Raw genomic sequence first — 14,212 nt, 5'->3', positions numbered from 1 at the left:
CCCTTGCCCGCGAGGGGCGTTCGGCTATTGCGATCCGTGTTCACGTCGTCTTCTGGTCGTCAAGCTCTCGGTGGCGCAGGGCCGCGCTCCAGCCCGCGGCGCGCAGCCGGCGGGTCAGATCCTCGGCCGCCACGACCGAGCGATGCCGGCCGCCCGAGCAACCGAAGGCGAGGGTCAGATACGCCTTGCCCTCGCGCTCATATGCGGGAAGCAGCATCAAGGTCAACTCAGCCACGCGATCCATGAAATCCGCGTAAAGGGGATCGTCGCACACGAAGCGCGCCACCTGCGCGTCGCGCCCGTCGGCGGGGCGCAGCTGCGGATCCCAATGCGGATTGCGCAGAAAGCGGCAGTCGAAAACGGTGTCGGCTTCGCGCGGGGCGCCGCGCTTGAAGCTGAACGACTGCACGCACACGGCAAGCCCGCGCAGCCGGGCGGCCCGATCGAACAGCCCCGCAAGGCGGGCCTTGAGCTCGTGCGGGGAAAGGTCGGTGGTGTCGATGACGAGGTCGGCATGCTCGCGCAGCGCCTGCAGCGCCTCGCGCTCGCGCGCGATGCCCACGGCCGCGCCCTCGAGCGGCGCAAGCGGGTGGCGGCGGCGGGTGGTCTTGAAGCGGTCGATCAGCACCTCGTCCGCGCAGTCGAGGAACACCAGCCGCGGCGCGACGCCCGGCGCCGCGCGCAAGGTCGCGAGGCGGTCGAGAAAGGCCTGCGCCGTGAAGCCCCGGGTGCGCACGTCGATGCCCAGCGCGACGGGGCGGGCGTCGGCGTCGGGCGGCGCGTCGGCGGGGAACAGGCGCTTGAGGAAGGGCAGGGGCAGGTTGTCGATCGCCTCGAAGCCCATGTCCTCGAGCGCGCGGATGGCGGTCGAGTTGCCCGCGCCGGACATGCCGGTGATGAGCGCGAGCCGCGTCGCGGAGCGCGGGTCCGGGTCGGGGGCGGGGTCGGTCATGCGCGTGCTCCGGCGGGGCGGGCGGATGGGCGGTCGGGCGTTCGTTCGGCGCGGCGACGCTCAGGGCGCCGCCCGGGTCCCGCCCGCGCGCAGCAGCGCGGCCAGCGCGGGCGCCATGGCGGCGGCCTTGTCGGCGTCGTCGCCGCAAAGAACTAGAGGAATGCGCACGCCGTTCAAGAGGGATTCACGCGCGGGCGGCAGGCGCTCGCTCTCGGCGCGGTCCAGATCCACGGCCAGAACCACCCGGGCGCGATCGAGCGCGGGCAGGCGCAAGAGGCCCACGCCGCGCGCCTCGATCAGGCCGCGGATGGGCGCGGGCGCGGCGGCGAACAGCGCGTCGCCCTCGCGCGTCAGCGTCACGCGGTCGTCGGCCACCAGCGCCGCGCCGCGGCTGATCAGCTCGAGCGCCAGGCGCGACTTGCCCGCCCCGGCGCGCCCGGTGATGAGCGCGGCGGCCGGTCCGGCGGGCGTGTCCATGGCAACGCAGCTGGCGTGGATGGCGGGCTGGGCGGGCATGGGCGGCGTCCTCAAAGGCGCAGCGCGACGACGAAGCGCGCGCCGCGGCGGGGGTCGTTCCGGGGGCCGATGTTCTCGGCGTGGATGCGGCCGCCATGGGCCTCGACGATCTGGCGCGAAATCGACAGCCCCAGCCCCGAATGGTCGCCGAAGGCGCCTTCGGGGCGGTTGCTGTAAAATCGCTGGAAGACCGAGCCCAGGTTCTCGTCCGGGATGCCGGGGCCGTCGTCCTCGACGGCGATGATCGCCTCGGCGCCCGTCTGGCGCACGCGCACGCGCACCGTTCCGCCCTCGGGCGAGAACGAGATCGCGTTGTCGATCAGGTTGACGAAGACCTGCGCCAGCCGGCCCTCGATCCCGCGCACCATCGCCGGCGCGGGCGGGGCGTCGAGGACGATGCGCGCCCCGCGCTCGGCCGCCTTGGGGGCGTTGTGCTCGACGATCGAGCGCAAGAGCGCGTTCAGGTCGAAGGGCTCGCGCGCCTCGCGCACCAGCTCGGCGTCGAGGCGCGAGGCGTTCGAGATGTCGGTCACCAGCCGGTCCAGCCGCGCCACGTCGTGCTCGATCACCTGCAGCAGACGCTCGCGCGCCTCGGGCCGGTCGGTGAGGCGCATGGTCTCGACCGCCGAGCGCAGCGAGGTCAGGGGGTTCTTGATCTCGTGCGCCACGTCGGCGGCGAAGGTCTCGGTGGCGTCGATGCGCGAATAGAGCGCCTCGGTCATGCGCTTGAGCGCGCCGGACAGATAGCCGATCTCGTCCATGCGGGCGGTCATGTCGGGGATCTCGACGCGCTCGGCCCCGCCGCCGGCGCCGCCTTGCTCTGCGGCCTCGGCCGAGCGCGCCAGCAGCCGGATCGGGCGGGCGATGGTGTTGGCCAGAAGCGCCGACATCACCACGCTGGCCGCAAGCGCGACCAGGAAGACCTGAAGGATCGACATGCGCTCCGAGCGCACGATCTCGTCGATGTCGCCGCCGCGGGTGGACAGCACCAGCACGCCCAGCACCGCCTTGAGCCGCGTGATGGGGACCGAGACCGAGACGATCAGCTCGCCCTTCTCGTTGATGCGCTCGCCCCGCGCCACGGCGCCGCCGAGGGCGGCGTAGACCTCGCGCTCGCGCGCAACGCCGCCCAGGGTGCGGGTGTCGAGCCGCGCGTCGCGGTAAAGCATGGCCCGCACGCGCCGCGTGAGCGACTGCAGCCAGGCGGCGGGGGCGGGCGCGTCCAGCCGATCGGCGGGCAGGGGGCTGGCCTCGACCGAGTCGTCGCGCCGCGTGCGCAGCGAGGTGTCGCGCATCAGCCGCGCGGCGCGGTCGAAGATCTGGGCGCGCACATGGGTTGGTTCGATCAGCTTGTCCAGAACGATCATGGCGCGCGCCGGGTCGATGCCCAGCGCGTCGTCGCGCGCCGCCGATTCGGCGATGGTGATGGCGATGATGCGGCCCTGGGTCTCGAGCGCGTCGGTGCGCAGCGCGATCAGCTTCTCGCGAAAGTCGTTGAGCGCGAGAACGCCCGTCACCAGCAGGCCCAGCCCGATCAGGTTGAAGGCGACGATGCGCCGCGTCAGCGGCGACAGGCGGCCGATCCGCCCGACCCGCCCCGGCCGCGCGACGCCCGTCCCCGCGCGCGGCGCGGCGGCGGGATCGATGCCGCTGCCGACGCGCGCGCCGCCGTTTTCCGCAACCCTCGCCCCGCCTGCGCGGGCGCGCAGGCGCGAGAGGATGCGGCCGGGAATTCGGCGGGCGTTCGAGGCCGCGCCGGCGCGCGCTGCCATCTGCTGCGTCAAACCTCCTTGTAGCGGTAGCCGACGCCGTAAAGCGTCTCGATCGAGGCGAAATCCTCGTCCACGGCGCGGAACTTCTTGCGGATGCGCTTGATGTGGCTGTCGATGGTGCGGTCGTCGACATAGACCTGGTCGTCATAGGCCGCGTCCATCAGCTGGTCGCGGCTCTTGACGAAGCCGGGGCGCGCGGCCAGCGCCTGCAGGATCAGGAACTCGGTCACGGTCAGCGTGACCGGCTTGCCGTCCCACAGGCAGGCATGGCGCAGCGGGTCCAGGGTCAGCTTGCCGCGCTGGATGGCCTTGTCGGCCTCGCCGCGCTCGGCCTCGTCGGCCCCGGCGTCGCGGCGGCGCAGCACGGCGCGGATGCGCTCGACCAGAAGGCGTTGCGAGAAGGGCTTGCGCACATAGTCGTCGGCGCCCATGCGCAGGCCCAGAACCTCGTCGATCTCCTCGTCCTTCGAGGTCAGGAAAATCACCGGCAGATCCGATTTCTGCCGCAGGCGGCGCAACAGCTCCATTCCGTCCATGCGCGGCATCTTGATGTCGAACACGGCAAGGTCGGGCGGCGTCTGCGTCAGCGCCGCCAGCGCGGCGGTCGGGTCGGCGTAGGCGCGCACCTCGAAGCCCTCGGCCTCGAGCGCGATGGACACCGAGGTGAGGATGTTGCGGTCGTCGTCCACGAGCGCGATCTGGGTCATTCGGCGTTTCTCCTGCGGCGCGGCCTTGCTTCGCCTCCGGGAGCGGCCGCGCGCGCATCATACAGGCCCCCGGGGGCGCCGCGAAAGAACGTAGCGCGATTGCGGCGACAGCAAGGCGCAGGTGCGCCAAAGAGTCGTCTTGTTGGGCGCTGCAATAATCTTTTCCCCGTGCTAAGGAGCGCGCAGGAATGGTGCGCGGGCCGGAATCGCCCGCCGCGCCCTCCGGCTCGTCGTGGGGGCGGGCCGGCACCGGCGGCGCCCGGCGCGCCGCATGACATTGCGAGGAGCTAGCGAGCATGGAGCGAGGCGTCTTCAACCCTGCGCATCCGTTGTCGGAGCTGGGCGTCACCGGCGCGAAGGCCGTCCACTACAACCTCAACGAGGCGGTTCTGGTCGAGGAGGCGCTGCGGCGCGGCGAGGGCGATCTGGGGAATGGCGGGCCTCTGCTCGTCTCGACCGGCCGGCACACCGGCCGCTCGCCCAAGGACAAGTTCGTGGTGCGCGAGCCCTCGGTCGAGCCCCACATATGGTGGGAGAACAACGCCGCCATGGAGCCCGACGCCTTCGAGCGCCTGCGCGCCGACATGGTCGCGCATCTGAACGGCGCCGAGCTGTTCGTCGAGGATCTTTACGGCGGCGCCGATCCCGCGCACCGGCTGAACGTGCGCGTGGTGGCCGAGCTGGCCTGGCACGCGCTGTTCTGCCGCCACCTGCTGCGCCGCCCCGCCGCCGAAGAGCTGGCCAGCTTCGAGCCCGGCTTCACGATCATCAACGCGCCCTCGTTCAAGGCCGACCCGGCGCGCCATGGCTGCCGCTCCGAAACGGTCATCGCGATCTCGTTCGAGCGCAAGCTGATCCTGATCGGCGGCACCGCCTATGCCGGCGAGAACAAGAAGGCCGTGTTCTCGGTGCTCAACTACCTGCTGCCCGAGCGCGGCGTGATGCCGATGCACTGCTCGGCCAACCACGCGATGGGCGATCCGTCGGACGCGGCCGTGTTCTTCGGCCTGTCGGGCACGGGCAAGACGACGCTGTCGGCCGATCCCTCGCGCACGCTGATCGGCGACGACGAGCATGGCTGGACCGATCGCGGCGTCTTCAACTTCGAGGGCGGCTGCTATGCCAAGACGATCAACCTCAGCCCCGAGGCCGAGCCCGAGATCTACGCCACCACGCGCAAGTTCGCGACCGTGATCGAGAACATGGTCTACGACCCCCTCACGCGCGAGATCGACTTCGAGGACGACAGCCTGACGGCCAACACCCGTTGCGCCTATCCGCTGCACTACATCTCGAACGCCTCGGAAACCGGCATGGCCGGCGCGCCGCGCAACGTGGTCATGCTGACCTGCGACGCCTTCGGCGTGCTGCCGCCGATCGCGCGCCTGACGCCGGCGCAGGCGATGTATCACTTCCTGTCGGGCTTCACCTCGAAGGTGGCGGGCACCGAGCAGGGCGTGACCGAGCCCGAGCCGACCTTCTCGACCTGCTTCGGCGCGCCCTTCATGCCCCGCCGCCCCGAGGTCTACGGCGCGCTGCTGCGCGACAAGATCGCCCGGCACGGGGCCTCGTGCTGGCTGGTGAACACGGGCTGGACGGGCGGCGCCTACGGGGTCGGCTCGCGCATGCCGATCAAGGCGACGCGCGCGCTGCTTTCGGCGGCGCTGGACGGCAGCCTGAACGGCGCGGCCTTCCGCAAGGATCCGAATTTCGGCTTCGAGGTTCCCGTCAGCGTGCCGGGCGTCGAGGACCGGCTGCTGGACCCGCGCGCCACCTGGGCCGACCCCGCCGCCTATGACGCGCAGGCCCGGCGCCTGGTCGAGATGTTCGCGGCCAATTTCGCCCAGTACGAGGCGCATGTCGGCGAGGACGTGCGCGCGGCCGCGCCCAAGGTCGCCTGAGGCGCGTCGCATCTGACCATCGCGCGAGGGGCGCGCGCCGGCGGTTGCGCGGCGCGCGCCCCGTTCTATAGTCGCGGGCATGAGCATGGACGAGCCCTTCCGCATCGAGCGTCCCGGTCCCGCGGCTCCGGCCTGCGGCGCGGTGTTCAGCTCGCCCCACAGCGGGCGGCGCTTTCCGCCGCAGATGCTGCGCCGCGCGCGCCTGTCGGGCCTTGCCCTGCGACGGTCCGAGGATGCGTATGTCGAACGGCTTTTCGACCATGCCCCGCGTTGCGGCGCGCCGCTGATCCATGCGCTTGATTCGCGCGCCTATGTGGACCTGAACCGCGCGCCGGACGAGCTGGACCCCGCCCTGATCGAGGGCGTGCGCGCGGCCGGCGCCAATCCGCGCGTCGCGGCGGGGCTGGGCGTGATTCCGCGCATCGTGGCCGAGGGCGCGCCGATCTACGAAGGCAAGCTGCCCCTGTCCGAGGCCGCCGCGCGGCTGCGCCGGACGCACGCACCCTATCACAGGGCGCTCGAGGGCCTGCTGGCCGAGGCGCGCGCGCAGGCGGGGGCGGCGGTGCTGATCGACTGCCACTCCATGCCCTCGGACGCCCTGCGCGCGCTGCCGCGCCATGTCCGGCGTCCCGACATCGTTCTTGGCGACCTGCACGGGGCGGCCTGCGGGCGCTGGCTGACGGCGCTTGCCGAAGAGGCCTTCCGCAAGGCGGGCTTCTCGGTGGTCCGCAACGCGCCCTTCGCCGGCGGCTACATCACCGCGCGCCATGGGCGGCCCACGCGCGGGGTGCATGCCCTGCAGGTCGAGATCGACCGCGGCCTGTATCTGGACGAGCGCCGCATCGAGCCCGGCCCCGCCTTCGACGAGATCCGCGCCGCCCTGCGTCCGGTGATCGAGGCCTTGTGCGCCGCCGCGCGGGCCGAAGGCGCCCTGGCGGCGGAGTGATCGCGGCCGCCGCGCCGGCTTGCCGGAAAAGGAACCTCCCGACGAAAAAAAGGGCCGCGACTGGCGCGGCCCAAGTCTAGGGAGGAAACGCCCGAATGGGCGGTGACGTCAGACGCCACATGACAACGATAGGGGTGCGGTGCAGCATTGGCAAGCCGATTTTTGCTGCGTAGCAACATGACGTATCGTCATGTTATGAAATCCTAATCCTGATCGGCCGCGCCGCCGCCGCGCGTCGTCGACGACTTCTTTTCGCTGATGCGGAATCCGCCGGCGGACAAGGCCCGGCCCTTGGCGATCGCGCCGTCGCCGAAGCGCGCGCGGATCAGATCGGCGGCGCGCTCGGCCTGGGCGCGGCGCGCGGCGTCAGGGTCGAGAAGGTCGGCCATGCGGTCGCCCTCCTGCGCCTGGGTCAGCTCGCTCAGCCCGGCGCCGATCAGGCGGAAGGGCGCTTCGGGCAGCGCGCGCTCGAGCAGCGGGCGCAGGGCGCGGTGCAGGCGATCGGCCAGCTGGGTCGGCTCGGTCAGCGTCGCGCGCCGCGTCAGAAGGCGGTGGTCCGCGCGCTTGAGCTTGAGCGTCGCCACCCGCCCCGCCAGCCCGCGCGCCTTGGCGCGGGCGGCCACCTTCTCGACCAGACGCCACAGATGCGCGTCCAGCAGGTCGGGCGCCGACAGGTCGGCCTCGAAGGTCGTTTCCGCCGACAGCGAGCGGGTCGGCGCGTCGGGGGCGACCTTGCGCGAGTCGCGCCCTTGCGCCAGCTCGAGCAGGCGTCGGCCCATGGCCCCGTGGCGCGCGATCAGCTGGCGCGGATCGGCGCGCAGAACGTCGCGCACATGGGTCAGCCCGTCGCGCGCAAGGCGCGCGCGCGTCGCCTCGCCCACGCCCCAGATGATCGACAGCGGCTTGTCGCGCAGGAAGTCCTCGGTCTCGGCGCGCCCGATCAGCGAATAACCGCGTGGCTTGTCCAGGTCCGAGGCGATCTTGGCCAGGAACTTGCAATGGCTCAGCCCGACCGAGACGGTCACGCCGACCTCGTCCTCGATGCGCCGCGCCAGCCGCGCCAGAAGCGCGGCTGGGGGCGCGCGGTGCAGGCGCTCGCAGCCCGACAGGTCCAGAAACGCCTCGTCCAGCGAAAGCGGCTCGACCAGGGGGGTGAGCTCGTCCATCAGCGCGCGGATGCGGCGCGAGGCGTGGGCGTAGACCTCCATGCGCGGCGCGCGCACGGCGGCGTCGGGGCACAGGCGCATGGCCTGGAACATGGGCATGGCCGAGCGCACCCCCCGCATGCGCGCCAGATAGCAGGCGGCCGAAACCACGCCGCGCCGCCCGCCGCCCACGATCACGGGGCGGTCGCGCAGCGCGGGGTCGTCGCGCTTCTCGACCGAAGCATAGAAGGCGTCGCAATCGACATGGGCGATGGAGAGCGTCTCGAGCTCGGCATGACGCAGCGTGCGCGGCGAGCGGCAGGCGGGGCAGCGCGCGCGTCCGGGCCCCGGCGGCGCCGAGAAGCGGCGCAGGCAGTCGCGGCACAGGGCGGGCAGGGCGGGCGTCATGCGCCGATCATGCGCGCGCGCGGGCCGGCGCGCCAGCGCTCAGAGCGCGGCGATCTCGGCCTGCACGGCCTCGGCGGCGGCGCGCGGATCGTCGGCCTGCCAGATGGGGCGGCCGACGACGATGTGATCGGCCCCCGCGGCGATGGCCTCGGCGGGCGAGGCGACGCGCTTCTGATCGCCCCGCGCGGCGCCCGAGGGGCGCACGCCGGGGGTGACGATCAGCCGCCCCTCGGCCTCGGGCAGGGCGCGGATGGCGGCGGCCTCGCGCGGCGAGGCGATGACCCCGTCCGCCCCGGCGGCGAAGGCGCGGCGGGCGCGCTCGAGCGCAAGCTCGGCGACGTCGCCCGGGGCCATCAGGGCCTCGTCCAGATCGGCGCGGTCGAGGCTGGTGAGCACCGTCACCGCCAGGATCCGCGTCGGCGCCGCCCCGCGCCCGGCCACGGCGGCGCGCACCACATGCGGATCGCCGTGCACGGTCAGGAAGTCGGGCTCGAACTGCGCCAGGCCCCGCACGGCCGCCTCGACCGTGGCGCCGATGTCGAACAGCTTCATGTCGAGGAACACGCGCTTGCCGCGCTCCTTGAGCTCGTTGGCCAGCGCCAGCCCGCCGCCGGTGAGCATGCCCAGCCCGATCTTGTAGAAGCGCACGCTGTCGCCCAGCCGGTCGGCCAGCTCGAGCCCGGCCAGGGCGTTGGGCACGTCGAGGGCGACGATCAGGCGCTCGCGCGGGTCGGGTGCGGGGCGGGTTTCGGTAGGGCGGGGGGCTTGGTCGGACATGGCTTTCTCCGTCGGGTCGCGGGCAGCGATAGCCGCCGCGGCCGCCGCTGGCAAGCGCGCCGGGGTCTTGAGCGCGCGCCCCGCGGCGCCCATATCGACGCCGAGGGGCGCGCCGCGCAGGGGCGCCCGCAAGAGCGCCGGGCCCCGGCCGGCGGGCCGCATCGCGGACGGCGGCGGGGCGCTGAGAAGGAGACGCAAATGAACTTCGAAAAGTTCACCGACCGCGCACGCGGGTTCGTGCAGGCCGCGCAGACCATCGCGATGCGCGAAAATCACCAGAGGATTCTGCCCGAACATCTGCTCAAGGCGCTGCTCGACGACGAGCAGGGCCTGGCGGCCAACCTCATCCGCAACGCCGGCGGCGATCCGGCGCGCGTGGCGCAGGAGGTCGAACTGTCGCTGTCGCGCCAGCCCAGGGTGCAGGGCGCGGGCCAGATCTATCTGGACCCGGCGACCGGCAAGGCGCTGGGCGACGCCGAAGAGCTGGCCCGCAAGGCCGGCGACAGCTTCGTGACGGTCGAGCGCATCCTGACCGCGCTGGCCCTGTCGGACGGCGACGCGGGCAAGGCGCTCAAGGCCGGGGGCGTCACCGCGCAGAAGCTGAACGCGGCCATCAACGATCTGCGCAAGGGCCGCACCGCCGACAGCGCCTCGGCCGAAGAGGGCTATGACGCGCTGAAGAAATACGCGCGCGACCTGACCCAGGCGGCGCGCGAGGGCAAGATCGACCCCGTGATCGGCCGCGACGAGGAAATCCGCCGCTGCATCCAGGTGCTCAGCCGCCGGACCAAGAACAACCCGGTGCTGATCGGCGAGCCCGGCGTGGGCAAGACCGCCATCGTCGAGGGGCTGGCCATGCGCATCGTCAACGGCGACGTGCCCGAGAACCTGCGCGACAAGAAGCTGATGGCGCTGGACATGGGCGCGCTGATCGCCGGCGCCAAGTACCGCGGCGAGTTCGAGGAGCGCCTGAAGGCGGTGCTGTCCGAGGTCACCTCGGCCGAGGGCGGGATCATCCTGTTCATCGACGAGATGCACACCCTGGTCGGCGCCGGCAAGTCGGACGGCGCGATGGATGCGTCGAACCTGCTCAAGCCCGCGCTGGCGCGCGGCGAGCTGCACTGCATCGGCGCGACCACGCTTGACGAATACCGCAAGCATGTCGAGAAGGACGCCGCCCTGGCGCGGCGCTTCCAGCCGGTCTTCGTCTCAGAGCCCACGGTCGAGGACGCGATCTCGATCCTGCGCGGCCTGAAGGAGAAATACGAGGTCCATCACGGCGTGCGCATCACCGACTCGGCGCTGGTGGCGGCGGCGACGCTGAGCCATCGCTACATCACCGACCGCTTCCTGCCCGACAAGGCGATCGACCTGATGGACGAGGCCGCGTCGCGCCTGCGCATGGAGGTCGACTCCAAGCCCGAGGAGCTGGACGCCCTGGACCGCGAGATCCTGCAGAAGCAGATCGAGGCCGAGGCCCTGAAGAAGGAGAAGGACGAGGCCTCGAAGGACCGCCTGGCCCGGCTCGAGGCCGAGCTGGCAGAGCTGCAGCAGAAATCGGCCGAGCTGACGGCCCGCTGGCAGGCCGAGCGCGACAAGCTGCACGCGGCGCGCCAGCTCAAGGAGCAGCTCGACCGCGCGCGCGTCGAGCTCGAGAACGCCAAGCGCGCCGGCGACCTGGCGCGGGCGGGCGAGCTGAGCTACGGCATCATCCCCGAGCTCGAGCGCAAGCTGGCCGAGGCCGAGAAGGCCGGGCAGGGCGATCTGATGGTCGAAGAGGCCGTCACGCCCCAGCACGTCGCCGCGGTGGTCAGCCGCTGGACGGGCGTTCCGGTCGAGAAGATGCTCGAGGGCGAGCGCGAGAAGCTGCTGCGCATGGAAGAGGAGCTGGCCAAGCGCGTGGTCGGCCAGGACGAGGCGGTGCGCGCCGTCTCGAACGCCGTGCGCCGCGCGCGCGCCGGGCTGCAGGATCCGAACCGGCCGCTGGGCAGCTTCCTGTTCCTCGGTCCGACCGGCGTCGGCAAGACCGAGCTGACCAAGGCGCTGGCCGAGTTCCTGTTCGACGACGACCAGGCGATGGTCCGCATCGACATGTCCGAATTCATGGAGAAGCACGCGGTCTCGCGCCTGATCGGCGCTCCGCCGGGCTATGTCGGCTATGACGAGGGCGGCGTGCTGACCGAGGCCGTGCGCCGGCGGCCCTATCAGGTCGTCCTGTTCGACGAGGTCGAAAAGGCGCATCCCGACGTCTTCAACGTGCTGCTGCAGGTGCTGGACGAAGGGCGCCTGACCGACGGGCAGGGCCGCACGGTGGACTTCAGGAACACGATCATCATCCTGACCTCGAACCTGGGCGCCGAGTATCTGTCGCAGCTGCCGGTGGGCGCCAAGGTGGACGAGGTGCGCGGGCAGGTGATGGAGGCGGTGCGCCGCCACTTCCGCCCCGAGTTCCTGAACCGCCTGGACGAGATCGTGCTGTTCGACCGGCTCTCGCGCGACCACATGGACGCGATCGTGGACATCCAGCTGGGCTATCTGCAGCGGCGCCTGGCCGACCGCAAGATCACGCTCGAGCTGGACGAGGCCGCGCGCATGTGGCTGGCCGACAAGGGCTACGACCCGGTCTACGGCGCGCGCCCGCTCAAGCGGGTGATCCAGAAGTCGCTGCAGGACCCGCTGGCCGAGCTGCTGCTCTCGGGCGCGGTGAAGGATGGCGAGACCGTCCGCGTCACCGCCGACGAGCGGGGGCTTGTCGTCGGCGACCGCGCCGCCGGCGCGACGCAGGACGCGCGGCCGACCGTGCACTGAAGGCGGCCCCTTGCGGGGCTGGCCAGGGGGCGGGGCGCATGCCTCGCCCCCTTTTTCGCGCCGGCCCGCCCGCGCCGCGCTCAGACGCCGCCCGCGGCGCGCGCGCGCAGCAGGTGCAGCCCGCGCGCAAGCCCGTCCTTGAGCCGGCGCCGCCGCCCGTCCAGATGCGCCACGGTGGCCAGGTGCCCCAGCGGGCCGTAGACATGGCCGCCGCCGACGAAGTCGCAGATGTTGCCCTCCAGCCCCGCGGCCTTGCGCGCGGCCGGGTCCAGCACGGGCAGGACGCGCCGGCGGTAGAAGTCGATCTCGATGATCTGCGGATTGTTCGAACGCCCCGACACGCGGCAGCAGGGGAAAGGCGCGTCGGTCAGCTCGCGCATGAAGTAGTCGTAGCCCACCGGACGGTTCCAGCGCTTGTTGAAGCGCAGATGGGTGATGCGCGCTGCCTCCATGCCTGCCGTCAGCTCGGGCAGGCCGTGCCGGATTCGCCGGCGGATGAACACGAAATCATGTTCGAGCATGATCGCGTGCGACGAGCGCGCCGATTCGATCGCCTGGCGGAACCCGTCGCTCAGCCCGCATGTGCGCGCGACCTCGGGCGCGGGCAGACCCAGACGCGCCAGCGCGTCGCGCGTGCGCGCGATCCAGGCGTCGAAGCCCTCTGGGTTCGGGTTCGGGTCCACGAAAAGCCGGGGGCGCAGATGGGGGCCGAACGTCTCGAAGGCCGAGCGGATGGCATGATGCGCCAGGTTGTGCGCCGGATCGGGCGACGCGACGTTGGAAAAGACGTTGAGGTCGATCAGCTGGTCCGACATTCTTGCCCTCCGCCGGGGCCAGGGCCCCTTTCCACGGGTTCCAATACAACGGGTGGCAGGTGAAGTCTTTGCGCGTTTTGTGGGCGCGCGCCGCTTTCGGCGGGGCGCGGCGGGCGGTCAGCCGGGCGTTGGCGCCCATGCTGCCCGCGCCCGCGACGGCCGAGGTCCGCCCGGCGGGCGAGGGCGCGCTGATCGTCGAGGGGCCGCTCCATGCGAACCCGGCGAATGGCGCGCTGTTTCGCGGCCTGCGGCCGCTGCGCCTGCCGCCCGAGCATGCCGACGCGCCCGCCGCCGCGGCGATGGCGCCCCATGCGCGGGCGGATCTGGTGGTGCAGCTGTTCCACAGCCTCTCCAGGGCCGAAGCCATCGCGCCGATCTGCTACGACCCCGAGGCGGGGCCCGAGCAGCTTCTGGCCGAGGTGCTGCCGCGGACCCTCATGCTGGATCGCCTCGGCGCGCCGCCGATGCTGCGCGCCACGGTGGGGCTTGCGCTGGGCGCGCAGGACGCGACGCAGGATGCGCTGGCCGCGGGGCTGTTCGGCCGGCGGCGGCTGCGCGCGCACGCCTTCGACAAGGTGATCGCGGCCAGGGCGGCCTGGCTTCTGCCGCCGCCCGGGCCGGACCTCATGGCCGAGGCGGGCGAGCGAATCGCGCGCGTCTTTTCGATCCAGCGTAAGGAGGGGCCGCCGACGATCGTGCTGCGCGGCGGCCCGGCGGCGCTTTCGGCGCGTCTTGCGCCCGCCCCGTCAGGCCTCGGCGCGTGGCGAGTCGTCGATCCTCTGACGACGCCCATCGCCGCCTTCGCCGAGGCCGTTCTTTGCGCCCGGATTCTGGCCCTGCCGGCGCGCGGCCCCGAAAACGCGCTCGCGCGCCTGAGCCCCGACACGGCGGTGAAACTCGAGCAGGTTCAAGGGCATGGCTCCGACGCGCATGACGCTTCCGTGACGTCCGCGTGATTTTTTTGCGAGAATGGGGTTGCGTTGGGATTTCGAATCTCCTAGATAGCGCGTCACCGGCAGCGAGGGCGGCGGCGACGTCGCCTCGGGGTTGGTTCAGCGGCGGCACGGATTTCGGGGCGCGTTTTTGCAAGGGAACGCACTCGTCGTCTGTCGCTCGGCTCTTTGACATTGCGTATGGAAGGGATATGCGGACGGCTGGGTTGTTTCGACGACCGGACGTCTGGATATCGGCCTCTAGGGCTGGCTTTTGGCTGGCTCGATGATGAGGTGTCAGCTTCACGCTTGGCGGCTCGGGTTTTCCGTGAGGGGACTTGAGCATGTCGAGAGTGACGATGTGCAGAGGTTCGAACGTCAAGGACGTCGCTGAGCGACGTTTCAACTTGAGAGTTTGATCCTGGCTCAGAACGAACGCTGGCGGCAGGCCTAACACATGCAAGTCGAGCGGGCCCTTCGGGGTCAGCGGCGGACGGGTGAGTAACGCGTGGGAACGTGCCTTTCGGTTCGGA

Annotated in this window: 11 protein-coding genes and 1 rRNA gene; 5 read left to right on the top strand and 7 right to left on the bottom strand. The window is 71.8% G+C overall.

The window, feature by feature from the left end; all coding sequences use genetic code 11:
• Window positions 1-40 precede the first annotated feature (40 nt).
• The 4 genes from rapZ to LY05_RS11395 are packed head-to-tail and all read right to left on the bottom strand — an operon-like array spanning window position 41 to window position 3,947.
• Window positions 41-952 (bottom strand): RNase adapter RapZ, encoded by a 912-nt coding sequence (gene rapZ, locus LY05_RS11410; RefSeq protein WP_148923250.1) that lies wholly within the window; start codon window positions 950-952, stop codon window positions 41-43.
• 60 nt (window positions 953-1,012) lie between these two features.
• The gene (locus LY05_RS11405) at window positions 1,013-1,468 is read right to left on the bottom strand and encodes an HPr kinase/phosphorylase (protein WP_072747650.1); all 456 of its coding nucleotides are present in this window, start codon (window positions 1,466-1,468) and stop codon (window positions 1,013-1,015) included.
• A gap of 11 nt (window positions 1,469-1,479) precedes the next feature.
• Window positions 1,480-3,240 carry a sensor histidine kinase gene (locus LY05_RS11400; protein ID WP_148923249.1) on the bottom strand — a complete coding sequence of 587 codons (1,761 nt, stop codon included), beginning with the start codon at window positions 3,238-3,240 and terminating at the stop codon, window positions 1,480-1,482.
• An 8-nt stretch (window positions 3,241-3,248) separates the two neighbouring features.
• On the bottom strand, window positions 3,249-3,947 hold the full coding sequence (locus tag LY05_RS11395; protein ID WP_072747648.1) for a response regulator transcription factor: 699 nt from the start codon (window positions 3,945-3,947) through the stop codon (window positions 3,249-3,251).
• A 296-nt stretch (window positions 3,948-4,243) separates the two neighbouring features.
• Between LY05_RS11395 and LY05_RS11390 the strand changes: the two genes are divergently transcribed.
• Window positions 4,244-5,848: a phosphoenolpyruvate carboxykinase gene (locus tag LY05_RS11390; RefSeq protein ID WP_148923248.1), complete on the top strand. Its 1,605-nt coding sequence runs from the start codon at window positions 4,244-4,246 to the stop codon at window positions 5,846-5,848.
• 79 nt (window positions 5,849-5,927) lie between these two features.
• Window positions 5,928-6,794 (top strand): N-formylglutamate amidohydrolase, encoded by an 867-nt coding sequence (locus tag LY05_RS11385; RefSeq protein ID WP_083581387.1) that lies wholly within the window; start codon window positions 5,928-5,930, stop codon window positions 6,792-6,794.
• A 203-nt stretch (window positions 6,795-6,997) separates the two neighbouring features.
• Here the strand turns inward: LY05_RS11385 and LY05_RS11380 are convergent, their stop codons facing one another.
• Complete coding sequence (locus tag LY05_RS11380; protein WP_148923346.1) at window positions 6,998-8,335, bottom strand: DNA polymerase IV; 1,338 nt, start codon at window positions 8,333-8,335, stop codon at window positions 6,998-7,000.
• Window positions 8,336-8,386: 51 nt separating this feature from the next.
• Complete coding sequence (gene pyrF, locus LY05_RS11375; protein ID WP_170258982.1) at window positions 8,387-9,124, bottom strand: orotidine-5'-phosphate decarboxylase; 738 nt, start codon at window positions 9,122-9,124, stop codon at window positions 8,387-8,389.
• A gap of 198 nt (window positions 9,125-9,322) precedes the next feature.
• Between pyrF and clpB the strand changes: the two genes are divergently transcribed.
• Window positions 9,323-11,932: an ATP-dependent chaperone ClpB gene (gene clpB / locus LY05_RS11370; protein ID WP_072747644.1), complete on the top strand. Its 2,610-nt coding sequence runs from the start codon at window positions 9,323-9,325 to the stop codon at window positions 11,930-11,932.
• Between the two features lie 80 nt (window positions 11,933-12,012).
• Here the strand turns inward: clpB and LY05_RS11365 are convergent, their stop codons facing one another.
• Complete coding sequence (locus LY05_RS11365) at window positions 12,013-12,747, bottom strand: C2 domain-containing protein (RefSeq protein ID WP_148923246.1); 735 nt, start codon at window positions 12,745-12,747, stop codon at window positions 12,013-12,015.
• 137 nt (window positions 12,748-12,884) lie between these two features.
• Here LY05_RS11365 and LY05_RS11360 point away from each other — a divergent pair, with 137 nt between their 5' ends.
• Window positions 12,885-13,703, top strand: a complete 819-nt coding sequence (locus LY05_RS11360; RefSeq protein WP_148923245.1) for a hypothetical protein — start codon at window positions 12,885-12,887, stop codon at window positions 13,701-13,703.
• A gap of 379 nt (window positions 13,704-14,082) precedes the next feature.
• Window positions 14,083-14,212: ribosomal RNA gene (locus LY05_RS11355) — 16S ribosomal RNA — on the top strand; the annotation flags it as partial.

It is taken from the genome of Oceanicella actignis (assembly GCF_008124525.1).
In the GTDB taxonomy this organism is placed as follows: Bacteria; Pseudomonadota; Alphaproteobacteria; order Rhodobacterales; family Rhodobacteraceae; genus Oceanicella; species Oceanicella actignis.
The sequence above is the reverse complement of the archived record's forward strand: the minus strand, read 5'-3'. Positions and strand labels throughout refer to the sequence as shown.

What these genes read in the sequence shown, in the direction of transcription:
- LY05_RS11365 (WP_148923246.1), bottom strand. Translation starts at nt 12,747, where the DNA reads ATGTCGGACCAGCTGATCGACCTCAACGTCTTTTCCAACGTCGCGTCG.
- LY05_RS11390 (WP_148923248.1), top strand. Translation starts at nt 4,244, where the DNA reads ATGGAGCGAGGCGTCTTCAACCCTGCGCATCCGTTGTCGGAGCTGGGC.
- LY05_RS11405 (WP_072747650.1), bottom strand. Translation starts at nt 1,468, where the DNA reads ATGCCCGCCCAGCCCGCCATCCACGCCAGCTGCGTTGCCATGGACACG.
- LY05_RS11395 (WP_072747648.1), bottom strand. Translation starts at nt 3,947, where the DNA reads ATGACCCAGATCGCGCTCGTGGACGACGACCGCAACATCCTCACCTCG.
- clpB (WP_072747644.1), top strand. Translation starts at nt 9,323, where the DNA reads ATGAACTTCGAAAAGTTCACCGACCGCGCACGCGGGTTCGTGCAGGCC.
- LY05_RS11360 (WP_148923245.1), top strand. Translation starts at nt 12,885, where the DNA reads ATGCTGCCCGCGCCCGCGACGGCCGAGGTCCGCCCGGCGGGCGAGGGC.
- rapZ (WP_148923250.1), bottom strand. Translation starts at nt 952, where the DNA reads ATGACCGACCCCGCCCCCGACCCGGACCCGCGCTCCGCGACGCGGCTC.
- LY05_RS11400 (WP_148923249.1), bottom strand. Translation starts at nt 3,240, where the DNA reads ATGGCAGCGCGCGCCGGCGCGGCCTCGAACGCCCGCCGAATTCCCGGC.
- LY05_RS11385 (WP_083581387.1), top strand. Translation starts at nt 5,928, where the DNA reads ATGAGCATGGACGAGCCCTTCCGCATCGAGCGTCCCGGTCCCGCGGCT.
- pyrF (WP_170258982.1), bottom strand. Translation starts at nt 9,124, where the DNA reads ATGTCCGACCAAGCCCCCCGCCCTACCGAAACCCGCCCCGCACCCGAC.